Raw genomic sequence first — 16,230 nt, forward strand, 5'->3', positions numbered from 1 at the left:
CCCACATTCGGCCCGAAAAAGCCCGGAAAACGGGCGGCTGGCCAATTTTGGCCCGGCATGCTAGAATATTGGGCTCTGCGGAAATCCGTCTGCAGAACTCAATAAAGAGGTCTTACATGTACGCGGTCATAAAAACCGGTGGCAAACAATACAAGGTTGCTACTGGAGAAAAAATTAAAGTAGAACAGATTGCTGCGGACGTAGGCCAAGAGATCGTTATTGACCAGGTATTGGCTGTCGGCACCGGCAGCACAATCACGGTTGGTACGCCCTTGGTGTCCGGCGCCACTGTTACAGTCACTGTCCTTTCCCAGGGTAGGCACGACAAGGTTCGCATTTTCAAAATGCGCCGTCGCAAGCACTACCAAAAGCGTCAGGGCCACCGGCAAAACTACACGGAACTGCAAATCGGCGCCATCGCCGGTTGAACAGGGACGTACCAGGAGTAACGAAAAATGGCACAGAAAAAAGGCGGCGGCTCTACGCGAAACGGGCGTGATTCACAGCCCAAAATGCTCGGCGTCAAGAAATTTGGCGGTGAAGTCATTAACGCAGGCAGCATCATCGTGCGCCAGCGCGGCACCAAGTTCCACCCAGGCGTCAATGTCGGCATCGGCAAGGACCACACGCTGTTCGCGCTGGTTGACGGCTCGGTCTCGTTTTCCATCAAGGGTGCGCTGAACAAGCACACCGTGAATGTGACCCCGGCGTAAGCTGATCACTTCGATAAGTCACTTCGACTGAAACGAAGCCCCGACCTGTCGGGGCTTTTTTGTTTGTAAACTTGATCTCCGGCCCCTGACGCCCCCTGTTTTAACCGCAGCACTCCATCATGAAATTTGTTGACGAAGCCTTTATTGACATTGCCGCAGGCGATGGCGGGAGTGGCTGCGTCTCCTTCAGCCACGAAAAGTACAAGGAGTTCGGCGGCCCAAACGGCGGCGACGGCGGACGCGGCGGTCATGTGTACGCGGTGGCCGACATCAACCTGAACACGCTGGTGGACTTCCGGTTTTCACGCCGCCACGAGGCCCGTAACGGCCAGCATGGCATGGGTTCGGACATGTTCGGCGCCAAGGGCGACGACATCATCCTGAAGATGCCGGTCGGAACCATCCTGACCGATGGCGAAACCGGGGAAGTACTTTACGAATTGCTGGTTCCCGGTGAACAGGTGCTGATCGCCAAGGGCGGCGACGGCGGCTTCGGCAACCTGCGCTTCAAAAGCTCGACCAACCGCGCGCCACGCAGCAAGACACCCGGCTGGCCCGGCGAGCGCAAGAGCCTCAAGCTCGAACTCAAGGTACTGGCCGACGTCGGCTTGCTGGGCATGCCCAATGCCGGCAAGTCCACCTTCATTTCGGCCGTGTCGAACGCGCGCCCGCGCATTGCAGACTACCCTTTCACCACCCTGCATCCCAACCTCGGCGTGGTACGCGTGGGCCCGGAACAAAGCTTCGTGGTGGCCGATCTGCCCGGCCTTATCGAGGGTGCTTCGGAAGGCGCCGGCCTGGGCCACCTGTTCCTCCGGCATCTGCAGCGCACCCGCCTGCTGTTGCATATTGTCGATATGGCGCCTTTCGATGAAGGCGTGGACCCGGTGGCGCAAGCCAAGGCAATTGTGGGCGAACTCAAAAAATACGACGAAGCCCTTTACGACAAACCACGCTGGCTCGTCCTCAACAAGCTCGACATGGTGGACAAGGACAAACGTGCCGCGCTGGTGAAGGATTTCGTCAAGCGCTTCAAGTTCAAGGGCCCCGTCTTCGAAATCTCGGCCTTGACGCGCGAGGGTTGCGAGCAGCTGGTCAAAACCATTTACCAGCACGTCAAGCAAGTCCAGAAAAGCGAGCAGCCGGTGGAAGAGGTTGATCCGCGATTTGCCGAACTGCCGCCGGAATCCCCGTAACGGCCTTTCCCCGCTGATTTCCGGGCAAACGCCGCCGGCATTTGCTATATAAACGATAGCTGCTTGCGCCCGCCCTGATTGGGCTAGAGCCCTAAAATACACTTAAATGCAAGAACAAACCGGCTCCTTGGTCCTGCGCAACGCCAAACGCATCGTGGTGAAGGTGGGCTCCAGCCTGGTCACCAACGAAGGGCGCGGGCTGGATTCCGTGGCCATCGGCCAGTGGTGCGAGCAGCTGGCAGCCCTCGTGAAGGACGGCCGGGAGGTCATCATGGTCAGCAGCGGCGCCATTGCCGAGGGCATGAAACGCCTCGGCTGGGCAACGCGGCCCAAGGCCATCCATGAGCTGCAGGCCGCCGCCGCCGTGGGCCAGATGGGTCTGGTACAGGTTTATGAAACCAAGCTGCGCGAAAACGGCATCGGCAGCGCCCAGGTCCTGCTGACGCACGCCGATCTGGCAGACCGCGAACGCTACCTCAATGCGCGCTCCACCCTGCTGGCGCTGTTGCAGCTTGGCGTGGTGCCTGTCATCAATGAAAACGACACCGTCGTCAATGACGAGATCAAGTTTGGCGACAACGACACGCTGGGCGCACTGGTCGCCAACCTGGTGGAAGCCGACGCGCTGGTCATCCTCACAGACCAGCGCGGCCTCTACACCGCCGATCCGCGCAAGGACCCGGCCGCGCAGTTTGTGCATGAGGCCAAGGCCGGCGACGCAGCGCTGGAGACCATGGCGGGAGGCGCAGGTTCCAGCATCGGCAAGGGCGGCATGATCACCAAGATCCTGGCCGCCAAACGCGCCGCGGGCTCAGGCGCATCGACGGTCATCGCCTGGGGCCGCGAGCCGCAAGCACTGGTCCGGCTGACCCGGGGCGAGCCCATCGGCACGCTGCTGGTGGCGCAAACCCAGAAGATGCAGGCACGCAAACAATGGATGGCCGATCACCTGCAAATGCGGGGCTCAGTCACGGTGGACGCAGGCGCCGTGGGCAAGGTGCGCGATGAGGGCAAAAGCCTGCTGCCCATCGGCATGACGGCCGTTCAGGGGGAGTTTTCGCGCGGCGATGTCATCGCCATCAGGGACCCCGGAGGCGCCGAGATCGCGCGCGGCCTGGCCAATTATTCGAGCGCCGAAGCCCGCATGATCTGCCGCAAGGCATCGTCAGAGTTCGAAAAACTGCTGGGCTACACCGGCGAGCCCGAGATGGTTCACCGCACCAACCTGGTATTGACCCGCTAGGCTTTGCCGGCTGCGGCCCTGCTTCCTGTGCCTTATTCCCGGGTCCTGAAGTTCGGGTTCTTCAGCCGCGACACCATCAGGTCCACTGTTTGCACAGGTGCCGCGCTGTCGCAGGCGCCGGCCCTGGCCAAACGAAAGGCATGCTTGGACGGCATGTTGCCGAACACCGACTTCCATTCGGGCTTGCTGACGTTGGTCCATTTGCCGTCTGAATAACGGGCGTATGTCTTGAATTCACCGGTGCTGCAGCGTATGCCTTCGTACATCACATTGCGCGCGCCGCTGGCATTGGAGGCCACGATCACGTAGCGCACGACGCTGTCCTTGTTCGAAATCTGGATGGTCGCAGGGTCCACACCGTACACCAGCTGGGAATTGGGCGACACCTCAAACGTGACGAGTTTGGTGAGGTCGAAGGCCGGCGGCGCCGAGACGCTGTCTTCTTTCCACTCTTCGGGATCTTCCAGCGGGGCGACGGCCCACGATGTACAGCTGATGCCCAGCAAAAGTGCGGCGGCCACAAGGGCGGGTTTGAGATTCATGGTTTGGTTGGTTGGCTGTTCGCATCCAGGCTGGTCTGCGGATCGGGTTCAAAAGTGGCGCCGGGCGGCAGTTCGAAAGACGCTCCCAGCCGTGTCATTGGTGCATGAAAGGGCTCGCCAGCGGTCGGTAAACCGCCCTCGCCGGCCTGGCCCGCATGGTCACGCTGATGCAATCCCCCGCGCAAATAACGGTTGCGGTGGTCGGGGCGTTGCTCGAAACGCGCGTCCGTGCGCGGAACGAACCGCGACAGCTCGGTCAGGGCCATTTCGTACACGCCACGCTTGAACTCGACCACCACGTCCAGCGGCACCCAGTAGTCGTTCCAGCGCCAGGCATCGAACTCCGGATGGTCTGTGGCGCGCAGGTTCAAGTCCCAGTCGTGGCCAACCAGTTGCAGCAGGAACCAGATTTGTTTCTGGCCTTTGTAATGTCCGCGCGCATCGCGGCGGATGAACCGGTCAGGCACCTCATAGCGCAACCAGTCTCGGGTTCGGGCCAGCACATTCACATGCTGCGGCATCAGCCCCACTTCTTCATGCAACTCGCGGTACATGGCCTGCTCGGGATTTTCGCCCCGGTCAATGCCACCCTGCGGAAATTGCCACGAGTGGGTACGGATACGTTTGCCCCAAAATACCTGACTTCTCTGGTTGAGCAAGATGATGCCGACGTTGGGCCTAAAGCCGTCCCGGTCAAGCATAATCAAACCTCAATTTTTTAAACTGAGTCCATTATGCACAGCGAAGGCCCCAGCGCCAAGCGCACAGCGGGCTGCAGCACCCCTTTCCCGTTCCTTTCCTGCCCCCTTTTCGACTCTTTTCCATCCCTTTTTCCAACCCCGGAATCCCCGAAAACCGCCCATGAAAGCCTCCCAGTTCTTTATTTCCACCCTCAAGGAAGCGCCTGCCGACGCGGAAGTCGTCAGCCACCAGCTCATGATGCGGGCCGGCATGATCAAGAAACTGGGCGCCGGCGTCTACAACTACATGCCGATGGGCCTGCGCGTGATCCGCAAGGTCGAGGCCATCGTGCGCGAGGAAATGAACCGCGCCGGCGCCATCGAAATGACCATGCCGGTGATCCAGCCGGCCGAGCTCTGGCAGGAAACCGGCCGCTTTGAAAAAATGGGCCCCGAGCTGCTGCGCATCAAGGACCGCCACGGCCGCGACTTCGTGGTCCAGCCGACCAGCGAGGAAGTCGTCACCGACGTGATGCGCCAGGACATCAAGAGCTACAAGCAGTTGCCGAAAAACCTGTACCAGATCCAGACCAAGTTCCGCGACGAACGCCGTCCGCGCTTCGGCCTGATGCGTGGGCGCGAGTTCATCATGAAGGACGCCTACAGCTTTGACCGCGACCAGGCGAGCGCCAAGGCCAGCTACCAGGTCATGGCCGCTGCTTACCGCAAGATTTTTGACCGCTTTGGCCTGACCTACCGCGCCGTCGCGGCGGACAGCGGCGCCATCGGCGGCGACCTCAGCGAAGAGTTCCAGGTGATCGCCGCCACCGGCGAAGACGCCATCGTGTATTGCCCCGGCAGCGACTACGCCGCCAACATGGAAAAAGCCGAGGCGCTGGCGCCCCAGGGCGCACGCAAGGCCGCTTCCCAGGCGCTGACCAAAACCGCCACGCCCGGCAAAGCCACCTGCGCCGACGTGGCGGAACTGCTGGGCATCCCGCTCGCTTCCACCGTCAAGTCGCTGGTACTGGCCACCGACCAGATGGATGAAACCGGCAAGGTCATCAAGACGCAGGTCTGGCTGCTGCTGCTGCGCGGCGACCACGACATGAACGAGGTCAAGGTTGGCAAGGTGCCGGGCCTGGCGGACTTTCGCTTTGCCACCCTGCCGGAGATTGAAGACCATTTCGGCTGCAAGCCTGGCTACCTCGGCCCGCTCAACCTGAAGAAGCCCGTCAAGCTGATGGCGGACCGCGAAGTCGCGGCCATGGCCGACTGGGTGTGCGGCGCCAACGAACTGGACTTCCACACCACCGGCGTCAACTGGGGCCGCGACCTGCCCGAGCCCGAACTGGTGGCCGACATCCGCAACGTGGTCGCGGGAGACCCTTCACCCGACGGCAAGGGTGCGCTGGTCATCGAGCGCGGCATCGAGGTCGGCCACGTGTTCTACCTCGGCACCAAATACAGCCAGGCCATGAACGCCACCTTCCTCGGTGAAAACGGCAAGCCCCAATTCCTGGAAATGGGTTGCTACGGCATCGGCATCACACGCCTGCCGGCCGCCGCCATTGAGCAGAACCACGACGAGCGCGGCATCATCTGGCCCGACGCGATTGCGCCCTTCACCGTGGTGCTGTGCCCCATCAGCCCCGACCGCTTTCCCGAAGTCGAAGCGGCCGCCAACAAGCTTTACGCAGAACTGCTCGCAGCCGGTGTGGACGTGATCCTGGACGACCGCGGCGAACGGCCCGGCGCCATGTTTGCCGACTGGGAACTGATTGGCGTGCCGCACCGCGTCACCATCGGCGACCGCGGCCTCAAAGACGGCCAACTCGAATACCAGCACCGGCGCGATGCAGCTTCCAGCAAGATCGACGTTGCCGGCGCCTTTGATTTCCTCAAGGGAAAGCTGGCGCTTTGACGCTCCAATGGTTTCCGTGCGCTCTTTGACCCTGTCCGCATCCGAAGCTGCCGCCCAGGCCAGGGCGCGGGGGATTTCCAGGCGAAGCTGCCTGCAGGCCCTGCCCATCGCCCTCAGCCCGCTGCTGCTGGCGCAGCAGGCGCATGCCGGCGCGCAGGTTGAAGAGCCGCTGATCGACTCGGTACGCACCGCGCTGAGCTCGGCGATTGCCAACCAGGCGCCTCCCGTGCCCGAGTTCAAGGACACTGAAAGCCGGCTGGCTTACCTGCGCTGGCTGGGCGCCATGAGCGAGCGGCTGAAGAAGAAAAAACCCGAGTGGCAGATCCGCAAGGAGTTTTTGCAAACCGTCTGGTACGAAAGCCGCCGCGCCGGGCTGGACACCACGCTGGTGCTGGGCCTGATCCAGGTGGAAAGCAACTTCCGCAAATTCGCCGTGAGCAACGTCGGCGCGCGTGGCTACATGCAGGTCATGCCTTTCTGGACGCGCGTGATCGGTGACGGGGATCCGTCCAAGCTCTTTCACATGCAGACCAACCTGCGCTTTGGCTGCGTGATCCTGCGCCACTACCTGGACCGCGAACGCGGCGACCTCTTCATGGGCCTGGGCCGTTACAACGGATCGCGGGGCAAGTCGCCTTATCCGAACGCCGTGATGGGGGCCAGCAAGGCCTGGGAATATTAGGTACACCCCCATCGGGGCTCACTGCGTGTAGCCCCTTTCCCCCTTGCAGGGGGCGGCACCTGCGGCCTGGCAAAGCCAGTTCCGCGGTGCCATCGGCACACCCCCGTTCAGGCTCACTGCGTGTAGCCTGCTCCCCCTTGCAGGGGGCGGCGCCTGCGGCCTGGCAAAGCCAGTTCCGCGGTGCCAGCTTGATACAGCATGGCGCTATCAATTCAATAGCTACTCGCGCGCGTCCCTATTGGGCTGAGGTCCGATTTAATACCTGAAAACAGGGTTTTGACGATGTTTTACGGCCAATACAACGAGTCCTGAAGGCATTTTGGTCTCTAAAAGGGGGTTTTTGGCCTCTTTTTACCCATGAATAGTGCCTCTAGCCCAATTCTGGCGGGCGCGAGCAGCTATAAATTTAATAGCGGCCGGCTGCCTCGCCAGCAGGGGCCGCGGATCTGGCTTTGCCAGTCCGCAGGCGCCGCCCCTGGAAGGGGGAAGGCGCTACACGCAGTGAGCGTCCGACGGGGTGAGCTTAGTTTTTGGCTTTGCCAGTCCGCAGGCGCCGCCCCCTGCAAGGGGGAGCAGGCTACACGCAGTGAGCCTGAACGGGGGTGTTCTATTTTTCTTCGGCAAACCAGTCCAGCACAGGCACCGTGCCTGGCAGCACCGGCTGCACCGTGACTGGCAGGTTTTGCCAGGCGTATGACTGGCCTTCGTGCATGTGCAGCTCGCCGGTCCAGTCGAAGACCTTGCAGAAGTTAAGGCGGACCAGGGCATGCGGGTAGTCGACCATCTCGACTTTCCAGGGCTGGGCGGCGCCTATGGTGACGCCGATTTCTTCCTGCAACTCGCGGCGCAGGGCTTCTTCGACCGTTTCACCGGCCTCAAGCTTGCCGCCGGGGAATTCCCAATAGCCTTCGTACACCTTGCCAGGCGGGCGTGAGGTCAGCAGGAAATCGCCGTCCGGCCGGATCAGCACGCCAACAGCCACGTCGACCACCTTGCGGTCAGCGCCGCCCTCGCGTGGGCGCTCGCCGTCGGCGACCAGCACGCTCATGTCGAATGGTCGGGGGCGTGGTCGCCGTCGGGCGACGCAGCAGCGGCCGCCTTGCCCGGCCGCTCATAGGCCGCGATGGGCGCAGCCGCCACAGGCCGGCTGGCGCTGTCGCGGCCGGCGTAGTCGCGGGCGAACTGGTAGGCCACGCGGCCGCTGCGTGAGCCGCGCTCCAGCGCCCAGACCAGCGATGCGGGCCTCGCGGCCGCAATTGCGTCGGGGCCCACGCCGAAGGACGACAGCCACTGCGCGACGATGGTCAGGTATTCGTCCTGGGTGAAGGGGTAAAAACTGACCCACAGGCCAAAGCGCTCGGACAGCGAAATCTTTTCTTCGACCACTTCACCGGGATGCACCTCACCATCGTCGCCGTGGGTGTAGGTGAGGTTTTCGGTCATGTACTCGGGCAGCAGGTGGCGCCGGTTGCTGGTCGCGTAGATCAGCACATTGGGCGTCGCCGCTGCCACAGAACCATCGAGGATGGACTTGAGCGCCTTGTAGCCGGGCTCGCCTTCTTCAAAACTCAGGTCGTCGCAAAAGACGATGAATTTTTCGGGCAGTCCGGACACAACGTCGACGATGTCCGGCAGGTCAGTCAGGTCGGCTTTGTCGACCTCGATCAGCCGCAGGCCGCGCGCCGAATATTCATTGAGGCAGGCCTTGATCAGCGAGGACTTGCCAGTGCCGCGCGCGCCGGTCAGCAGCACGTTGTTGGCGGGCTTGCCGCTGACAAACTGCTCGGTGTTGCGCCGGATCTTTTCCTTCTGGTCCTCGATTTCCTTGAGGTCGCCCAGGCTCATGTTGCCGATGTGGCGCACCGGCTCCAGCGAGCCGTGGCCGGAGCTGCGCTTGCGGTAGCGGTAGGCAATCGAAGCGCTCCAGTCCGGCGCGGTGAGCGGTTGCGGCAGCACGGATTCAATCCGTGCCATCAGGGACTCGACACGGGTGATCAGGCGTTCAAACTGCTCGTTCATGCTCGGCCGGACTAGCTGCGGTAATCCGCGTTGATTTTGACGTAGTCATAGGAGAGATCGCAGGTCCAGACCGTGTCGGCTGCATCGCCTCGGCCCAGCACCACGCGCACAGTGATCTCGCTTTGCTTCATCACACGCTGGCCGTCAGCCTCGACATAAGCAGGATGGCGGCCACCGTTTTTGGCGACCAGCACGTCGTCCAGGTAGAGGTCGATTTTTGTCTGGTCCAGGTCATCGATACCGGCGTAGCCGACTGCTGCCAGGATGCGGCCGAGGTTGGGGTCGCTGGCGAAGAAGGCGGTTTTCACCAGCGGCGAATGCGCGATCGCATAGGCCACCTTGCGGCACTCTTCGCCGGTCTTGCCGCCTTCGACGGCGACGGTGATGAACTTGGTGGCGCCTTCGCCGTCGCGCACGATGGCTTGGGCCAGCTTGCGGGCAATGTCCAGCATGGCAGCGCGCAGGGCCTTGCCTTCTGCGCTGTCGAGTGAAGTGATGGGCGGGTGCTTCGCCTTGTTGGTGGCCATCACGACGAACGAGTCGTTGGTTGAGGTGTCGCCGTCGACAGTCACGCGGTTGAATGACCCTTCGGCCAGTTCTGTGGCCAGCTGCGCCATGAGCGGCTGGGCAACGCAGGCATCGGTGGCCATGAAGCCCAGCATGGTGGCCATGTTGGGCCGGATCATGCCGGCGCCCTTGCTGATGCCGGTGATGGTGACGTCGGCGCCTGCAATCTTCACGCGCGCGGAGAAAGCCTTGGCGACCGTATCCGTCGTCATGATGGCTTCGGCGGCGTTGCCCCAGTTGTCGGCCTTGGCAGCCTCCAGTGCGGCAGGCAGGCCGGCCGCGATGCGGTCGTTGGGCAGCGGCTCCATGATGACGCCAGTGGAAAACGGCAGGATCTGCTCAGGTGCAATGTCCAGCAGCCGGGCCAGTGCGATGCAGCTGGCGTGCGCGCGGCTCAGGCCGTCGTCGCCGGTGCCGGCGTTGGCATTGCCCGTGTTGATAAGCATGGCGCGTATGCCGGCCGTCTTGCCGTCATTTTTAGCCAGGTGCTCGCGGCAGATCTGCACGGGCGCCGCACAAAAGCGGTTTTGCGTGAAGACGGCCCCGACCGAGGCGCCCTCGTCAAGCAGCAGCACCGAAAGGTCTTTGCGATTGGCCTTGCGGATGCCCGCTTCGGTGATTCCCCAGCGCACGCCGGGCACAGGGTAAAGGTCCGCGGCGGGCGTGGCAACCAGATTGACGGGCATGTTCCAGGACTCCGGAAAATCAGGGTTAAATCGGCAGTGTTCAGCGCAGCGCGGTGCTCAGTTCAGTCGGCCGTGGCAGTTTTTGTACTTCTTGCCCGAGCCGCAAGGGCAAGGGTCGTTGCGGCCCACACGCGGCACTTCGTCAGCCGGTATGGACGACGCGCGGCGCTGCGATTCGCTGTCCAGCGTCGTTTCCACCTCACCGGTTTCAGTGGGTGCGGTGTAGGTGACGTTGGTGATGTTCTCGGCCCGGCTTTCCATTTCCTCGGCGGCCTGCTCCAGCTGTTCACCCGACTGGATCTTGACCGTCATCAGCACCTTGGTGACTTCGTTCTTCACGCTGTCGAGCAGCTGGCCGAAGAGTTCAAAAGCCTCGCGCTTGTATTCCTGCTTGGGCTGCTTCTGCGCATAGCCGCGCAGGTGAATGCCCTGGCGCAGGTAGTCGAGGGCGCTCAGGTGTTCACGCCAGTGGCTGTCGATGCTCTGCAGCAGGACGATGCGTTCGAACTGCGTGAAGTTTTCTTCGCCGATTTTCTCGACCTTGTCGGCGAATGCGGCGTTGGCCGCGGCAATGACTTTTTCCACGACTTCGTCGTCGGTGATGGCGGTCGCGGCTTCCAGCTCCTGGCGCAGGGGCAACTCGATCTGCCACTCGTCACGCAGCACGTTCTCGAGCCCGGCGATGTCCCACTGCTCTTCAACGCTTTCAACCGGCACATACTGCCGCGCCAGGTCGGTGAAACAGCCCTCGCGCAGGGAAGCGATTTGCGCCTGCAGGTTGGCCGCATCCATGATGTCGTTGCGCTGCTGGTAAATCACCTTGCGCTGGTCATTGGCTACGTCATCGTATTCCAGCAACTGCTTGCGGATGTCGAAGTTGCGCGCTTCCACCTTGCGCTGGGCCGACTCGATGCTGCGGGTCACAATGCCCGCCTCGATAGCCTCGCCATCGGGCATCTTGAGCCGCTCCATGATGGCCTTGACGCGGTCGCCCGCGAAGATGCGCATCAGCGGGTCGTCCAGGCTCAAATAAAAGCGCGATGAACCGGGGTCGCCCTGGCGGCCCGAACGGCCGCGCAGCTGGTTGTCGATACGGCGCGATTCGTGGCGTTCGGTCGCGATGATGCGCAAGCCGCCCAGGGAGGTAACCTGCTCATGCTCTTCTTTCCAGACCGCGCGCAGACGGGTGATTTCCGCTTCCTGAGCCGCCACATCGAGCGACTCGTCCGTTTCAACCGCTTCAATCAATTTTTCCACATTGCCGCCCAGCACGATGTCGGTGCCGCGGCCCGCCATGTTGGTGGCGATGGTGATCATTTTCGGCCGCCCGGCCTGGGCAATGATGTCAGCTTCGCGGGCATGCTGCTTGGCGTTGAGCACCTGGTGCGGCAGGTTTTCCTTGATCAGCAACTGGTCGATGATTTCGGAGTTCTCAATCGACGTCGTGCCGACCAGCACGGGCTGGCCGCGCTCATAGCATTCACGGATGTCCTTGATCGCAGCTTCGTACTTCTCGCGGGTGGTCTTGTAGACGCGGTCCAGCTGGTCGTCGCGGCGGCTGACGCGATTGGGCGGGATGACCGTGGTTTCGAGGCCGTAGATTTCCTGGAATTCGTAGGCTTCGGTGTCGGCCGTACCGGTCATGCCGGCCAGTTTGCTGTAAAGGCGGAAATAGTTCTGGAAGGTGATGGAGGCCAGCGTCTGGTTCTCAGCCTGGATCTGCACGCCTTCCTTGGCTTCGACAGCCTGGTGCAGGCCGTCGCTCCAGCGGCGGCCCGACATCAGGCGGCCGGTGAATTCGTCAACGATCACGACCTCGCCGTCCTGCACCACATAGTGCTGGTCGCGGTGGTACAGCAGGTTGGCGCGCAGCGCTGCATACAGGTGATGCATCAGCGAAATATTGGCCGGATCGTATAGCGTGGCGCCTTCCGGAATCAGGCCCAGGTTGAACAGCAGGCGCTCGGCGTTCTCATGGCCCTGCTCGGTCAGGAAAACCTGGTGGGTTTTCTCGTCGATGGTGTAGTCGCCGGGCCTGGTCACGCCTTCGCCGGTGCGCGGATCGGCTTCGCCTTCCTGGCGCGTCAGCAAGGGCACGACCTTGTTCATCGCCAGATACATCTCGGTGTGGTCTTCAGCCTGGCCGCTGATGATGAGCGGCGTGCGCGCTTCGTCGATCAGGATCGAATCGACCTCGTCGACGATGGCGTAGTTCAGGCCGCGCTGCACGCGGTCTGCCACCTCGTAGACCATGTTGTCGCGCAGGTAGTCAAAGCCGTACTCGTTGTTGGTGCCGTAGGTGATGTCGGAGCCGTAGGCCGCCTGCTTTTCCTCGCGCGACATGTTGGGCAGGTTGATGCCTACGGTGAGGCCCAGGAAGTTGTAGAGCTTGCCCATCCAGCGCGCGTCGCGGCTGGCCAGGTAGTCATTGACCGTCACCACATGCACGCCTTTTCCGGTCAGTGCGTTGAGGTAGACCGGCAGCGTGGCGGTGAGGGTCTTGCCCTCGCCGGTGCGCATTTCGGAAATCTTGCCGTTGTGCAGCGACATGCCGCCCAGCAGCTGCACATCAAAGTGACGCATCTTCATGACGCGCTTGCTGCCCTCACGGACCACGGCAAAAGCTTCAGGAAGAATGGCATCGAGCTCTTCGCCTGCGGCCACCCGGTCTTTGAATTCCTGGGTTTTGGTGCGCAGCTGGTCGTCGCTCAGCTTCTCATACTCGAGTTCCAGCGCATTGATGCGTTCTACGGTTTTGCGGTAGGTTTTGAGCAGGCGGTCGTTGCGGCTGCCGAAAATTTTGGTCAGGATGTTGGAAGCCATAAATGCGAGGCCGCCTTTGACCGCTCCCGCGAGCTAGGCAATGCGGCCGAAATCCCTTTTTGTGTACGGAACCTAGGTGTGGGCGCCAACAGTTACTTCAACTGGGCCCAAACCCCTGATTTTAACTCTGCCAAGGGAGTCGCATGGCCCGCCGCCGTAAAACCTCAGCGGCAAACCAAAAGCCGTGCACGTGGGCACAAGCGGCGGCAAGCGCCTAGTGGGGGCGCGGCAGCTGGGGAGCCGGCACAGGCTGCCGCGGAGAAACCGCTGCCACCGTGGGCCCGGGCAGTTTTTGCCCTGCGGTCAGGAATTTTTGCGGGTCCTGGAAGACGCCCTGGACCAGCACCTCGAAATGCAGGTGCGGACCGGTGGAACGGCCCGTGGTGCCCACTTCTGCAATCTTCTGGCCACGCTTGATCAGGTCACCTTTTTTGACCAGCACGCGGGACGCATGGGCGTAGCGTGTGACGAGTTCGTTGCCGTGGTCGATTTCCACCATGTTGCCGTAGGCGGGATGGTATTCCTGCGTGACGACCACACCGCCTGCGGCGGCCAGTATCGCGGTACCCGGCTCGGACGGGAAATCCAGGCCGGTGTGCAAGGCCGAGCGCCCGTTCATCGGGTCAATGCGCCAGCCGAAAGGTGAGCCCAGATTGCCACCGGCCACCGGTTCCTGGGTGGGAACCATCATTTTCTTGATCTTCTGGTCGAAGAGGCGCGACTCCATCACGGTCATGAGGTCCACGCGCTGGTCAGTCAGTTTGTCCAGGTCAGCCAGGGTGGCTTGCAGCTCTTCCATGGTCAGCGAGGGACCCGCCACCAGCACGCCACCGCGGCCGGGCGTCACCTTGATGTCATTCGGGCTGACCCCTGCCAGGCCCGACACCCGCTCGCCGAGCGCTTCGAGCTGCATCATCTTGGCCTGCATTTCACCGACCCGCCTGGCCATGACATCAAGGTTCTCACGCATGAAGCGGTCACGCTGGTCGAATTCGTCCTTGACCATGAGCTTGACCAGCGAGCCGACGACCGGCCAGCCTTCCCGCGCTCCCTTGAGGAACACCCAGTGATAGAGACCCGCAGCCACGAGCATGAGCGCCAGGGCGGCGACAAAGCCGGCCAGCACCAGTTTGGTACCGCTTAAATAAATGGCCCGGCTTTTCGCCAGCCACGCATCCGTGATAATCAAATGCACTTGTCTACCTCTTTTTTTTCAGCTTGCGCTTGCCAGGCTGCTATCTGCCCATCATGACCACTGACCGGCGCCTTCCCCAGGCGCTTTCCGTTTACCAGGCGGCCGGGAATTCACCTTCCCTGGCACGGCTGACGGAGCTCGTTCAGGAGTCCAGCGAAAGGCTCAAGGCCATTGAATCGCTGCTTCCTGAAGCCCTGCGGCCCGCCGTTCAGGCCGGACCGATTGACGGTGAAACCTGGTGCCTGCTGGTAAATGGCAATGCGGCTGCTGCAAAAATCCGGCAGTTGCTCCCCCTGATCCAGGCGCGCCTTCTCGGCAAAGGTTGGAAGGTTACATCAATTCGGCTCAAGATACTAATAGCCAAAAAGTAGTCGTCCAGACCGGCTCACAGAAGCCTCAATACGTCCTGGCCCGCATGTTGATCACATTGCCTGCTACCAATTTCGTAGCGTATGGTACCCATATGGCATGGGGAAGGCAACAGGAAAGGAGAAATGGTGCCGCTTGTCGGAATCGAACTGACGACCTACCGCTTACAAGGCGGTTGCTCTACCAACTGAGCTAAAGCGGCACAAAGCTATTTTACTTGACCCGTTTCAGTGAAGGCCGTGTGCGCGGCGACTTGGGCGGATCCGGCGGCTCGGAACCGTCATCGGCTTGCGTATCAGCGTTGCTTTCGGGCACCAGCTGCATGATCTTTTCCGGGCCTTCCGCCGGGCTGTGCGGGTGCGCAGCCGGCGCGGCAGCCACCGGAGGTGCGCCATGAGGGTCTTCGGCACCCGCCTCAGCACCGGAAACCGGACCGGCGGAAGCCGCAACCATGGGAAAGGCCATGCCTTGCCCGTTTTCACGGGCATAGATCGCAATCACGTGGCTGATGGGCACCATGATTTCCCGGGCACTGCCGGCAAATCGCGCCTTGAACTCGATGAAATCGTTGCCGAGCTTGAGCGACGAGGTCGCGTCAAAACTGATGTTGAGCACGATCTCGTTGTTCTTGACGTACTCGCGCGGCACCTGCACGGTGTCATCCACCGACACGGCCACATAAGGCGTGAAGCCGTTGTCGGTGCACCACTCGTACAAAGCCCGTATCAAATAAGGGCGGGTCGACGTGGAGTCCAGGGCGTTCATGAATTCAGCCAAGTTAAATCCGAAACAGCGTGTCACACTCTTCGCCAGCCGGGGCCGCGGAACCGGCTTCGCCGGGCCGCAGGCGCAGCGCCCCCTCGGGGGGCAGCGCAGTATGCGAAGCGACAAGCGTGGGGGCCATTACTTTCGCATGACCTTTTCGGACGGCGTCAGTGCTTCGATATAGGCGGGGCGCGAAAAGATGCGCTCCGCGTACTTGAGCAGCGGGGCGGCATTTTTCGACAGGTCAATGTCGTAGTAGTCCAGGCGCCACAGCAGCGGGGCAATCGCCACGTCCAGCATGGAGAAGTTGTCGCCGAGCATGAACTTGTTTTTCAGGAAGATCGGTGCGAGCTGTGTCAGGCGGTCACGGATGTGCGAACGGGCCTTTTCAAGCGCCTTTTCGTTGCCTTTGGAGGCGCGCGATTCCAGCGTGCTGACATGGACGAACAGTTCTTTTTCGAAGTTCAGCAGGAAGAGGCGCACGCGCGCACGGTCAACCGGGTCGCCGGGCATGAGTTGCGGGTGCGGAAAGCGCTCGTCGATGTACTCGTTGATGATGTTCGATTCGTACAGGATCAGGTCGCGCTCGACCAGGATAGGTACCTGCCCGTATGGGTTCATCACATTGATGTCTTCCGGCTTGTTGTACAGGTCAACATCGCGGATTTCGAAATCCATGCCCTTTTCAAACAGCACAAAACGGCAGCGGTGCGAGAAGGGGCAGGTCGTGCCTGAATAAAGGACCATCATGGTGCGGAACTCCTAAATGCAAAGGAGTGGATACATTGAAAGCATCCACTCCAGAAGGTGCCGGGAGCTTAGCCCC

General features: G+C 61.7%; 16 protein-coding genes and 1 tRNA gene. 7 read left to right on the forward strand and 10 right to left on the reverse strand.

Annotated features, from left to right (window positions below; genetic code table 11):
* Positions 1-116: 116 nt before the first annotated feature.
* The 4 genes from rplU (at position 117) to proB (ending at position 3,152) form a co-directional block, all read left to right on the forward strand.
* Positions 117-428, forward strand: coding sequence for a 50S ribosomal protein L21 (gene rplU / locus AC1DU8_RS17135; RefSeq protein ID WP_122955355.1), 312 nt, complete (start codon positions 117-119; stop codon positions 426-428).
* Between the two features lie 27 nt (positions 429-455).
* Positions 456-713 carry a 50S ribosomal protein L27 gene (gene rpmA, locus AC1DU8_RS17140; protein ID WP_457279679.1) on the forward strand — a complete coding sequence of 86 codons (258 nt, stop codon included), beginning with the start codon at positions 456-458 and terminating at the stop codon, positions 711-713.
* A gap of 119 nt (positions 714-832) precedes the next feature.
* Complete coding sequence (cgtA, locus tag AC1DU8_RS17145) at positions 833-1,909, forward strand: Obg family GTPase CgtA (protein WP_457279680.1); 1,077 nt, start codon at positions 833-835, stop codon at positions 1,907-1,909.
* Positions 1,910-2,015: 106 nt separating this feature from the next.
* Positions 2,016-3,152 (forward strand): glutamate 5-kinase, encoded by a 1,137-nt coding sequence (proB, locus tag AC1DU8_RS17150; RefSeq protein ID WP_457279681.1) that lies wholly within the window; start codon positions 2,016-2,018, stop codon positions 3,150-3,152.
* 32 nt (positions 3,153-3,184) lie between these two features.
* Here proB and AC1DU8_RS17155 read toward each other — a convergent pair whose 3' ends face one another.
* Both AC1DU8_RS17155 and AC1DU8_RS17160 read right to left on the reverse strand, forming a co-directional pair.
* Complete coding sequence (locus tag AC1DU8_RS17155) at positions 3,185-3,694, reverse strand: CNP1-like family protein (RefSeq protein WP_477690021.1); 510 nt, start codon at positions 3,692-3,694, stop codon at positions 3,185-3,187.
* The gene (locus AC1DU8_RS17160) at positions 3,691-4,395 is read right to left on the reverse strand and encodes an RNA pyrophosphohydrolase (protein ID WP_457279683.1); all 705 of its coding nucleotides are present in this window, start codon (positions 4,393-4,395) and stop codon (positions 3,691-3,693) included. The genes AC1DU8_RS17155 and AC1DU8_RS17160 overlap by 4 nt, the downstream gene beginning before the upstream one ends.
* Before the next feature lie 160 nt (positions 4,396-4,555).
* Here AC1DU8_RS17160 and AC1DU8_RS17165 point away from each other — a divergent pair, with 160 nt between their 5' ends.
* The gene (locus tag AC1DU8_RS17165) at positions 4,556-6,298 is read left to right on the forward strand and encodes a proline--tRNA ligase (protein ID WP_477727018.1); all 1,743 of its coding nucleotides are present in this window, start codon (positions 4,556-4,558) and stop codon (positions 6,296-6,298) included.
* A 7-nt stretch (positions 6,299-6,305) separates the two neighbouring features.
* Positions 6,306-6,980 carry a lytic transglycosylase domain-containing protein gene (locus AC1DU8_RS17170; protein ID WP_477727019.1) on the forward strand — a complete coding sequence of 225 codons (675 nt, stop codon included), beginning with the start codon at positions 6,306-6,308 and terminating at the stop codon, positions 6,978-6,980.
* 607 nt (positions 6,981-7,587) lie between these two features.
* Here the strand turns inward: AC1DU8_RS17170 and AC1DU8_RS17175 are convergent.
* From AC1DU8_RS17175 to AC1DU8_RS17195, 5 genes are all read right to left on the reverse strand, one after another.
* The gene (locus AC1DU8_RS17175; RefSeq protein ID WP_477727020.1) at positions 7,588-8,028 is read right to left on the reverse strand and encodes an NUDIX domain-containing protein; all 441 of its coding nucleotides are present in this window, start codon (positions 8,026-8,028) and stop codon (positions 7,588-7,590) included.
* Entirely contained in the window at positions 8,025-8,999 is a 975-nt protein-coding gene (locus AC1DU8_RS17180; RefSeq protein WP_477727021.1) for an ATP-binding protein, read from the reverse strand. Before AC1DU8_RS17180 ends, AC1DU8_RS17175 begins: the two co-directional genes overlap by 4 nt.
* Positions 9,000-9,010: 11 nt before the next feature.
* The gene (gene argJ, locus AC1DU8_RS17185) at positions 9,011-10,252 is read right to left on the reverse strand and encodes a bifunctional glutamate N-acetyltransferase/amino-acid acetyltransferase ArgJ (protein ID WP_457279688.1); all 1,242 of its coding nucleotides are present in this window, start codon (positions 10,250-10,252) and stop codon (positions 9,011-9,013) included.
* Between the two features lie 57 nt (positions 10,253-10,309).
* Positions 10,310-13,075, reverse strand: a complete 2,766-nt coding sequence (gene secA / locus AC1DU8_RS17190; protein WP_477666064.1) for a preprotein translocase subunit SecA — start codon at positions 13,073-13,075, stop codon at positions 10,310-10,312.
* Positions 13,076-13,289: 214 nt separating this feature from the next.
* On the reverse strand, positions 13,290-14,270 hold the full coding sequence (locus AC1DU8_RS17195) for a M23 family metallopeptidase (protein ID WP_477686065.1): 981 nt from the start codon (positions 14,268-14,270) through the stop codon (positions 13,290-13,292).
* A 53-nt stretch (positions 14,271-14,323) separates the two neighbouring features.
* Here AC1DU8_RS17195 and AC1DU8_RS17200 point away from each other — a divergent pair, with 53 nt between their 5' ends.
* Entirely contained in the window at positions 14,324-14,641 is a 318-nt protein-coding gene (locus tag AC1DU8_RS17200; RefSeq protein ID WP_457279691.1) for a hypothetical protein, read from the forward strand.
* 124 nt (positions 14,642-14,765) lie between these two features.
* On the opposite strand, the gene AC1DU8_RS17205 is transcribed toward AC1DU8_RS17200, so the two are convergent.
* The 3 genes from AC1DU8_RS17205 to AC1DU8_RS17215 form a co-directional block, all read right to left on the reverse strand.
* A tRNA-Thr gene (locus AC1DU8_RS17205) sits at positions 14,766-14,841 on the reverse strand.
* A gap of 11 nt (positions 14,842-14,852) precedes the next feature.
* The gene (locus AC1DU8_RS17210) at positions 14,853-15,404 is read right to left on the reverse strand and encodes a ClpXP protease specificity-enhancing factor (protein ID WP_457279692.1); all 552 of its coding nucleotides are present in this window, start codon (positions 15,402-15,404) and stop codon (positions 14,853-14,855) included.
* 138 nt (positions 15,405-15,542) lie between these two features.
* A complete protein-coding gene (locus AC1DU8_RS17215) occupies positions 15,543-16,154 on the reverse strand; it encodes a glutathione S-transferase N-terminal domain-containing protein (RefSeq protein WP_007868077.1) in 612 nt (203 codons plus the stop codon).
* Positions 16,155-16,230 lie beyond the last annotated feature (76 nt).

The sequence above is a fragment of the Polaromonas sp. P3_A5 genome, assembly GCF_056403055.1.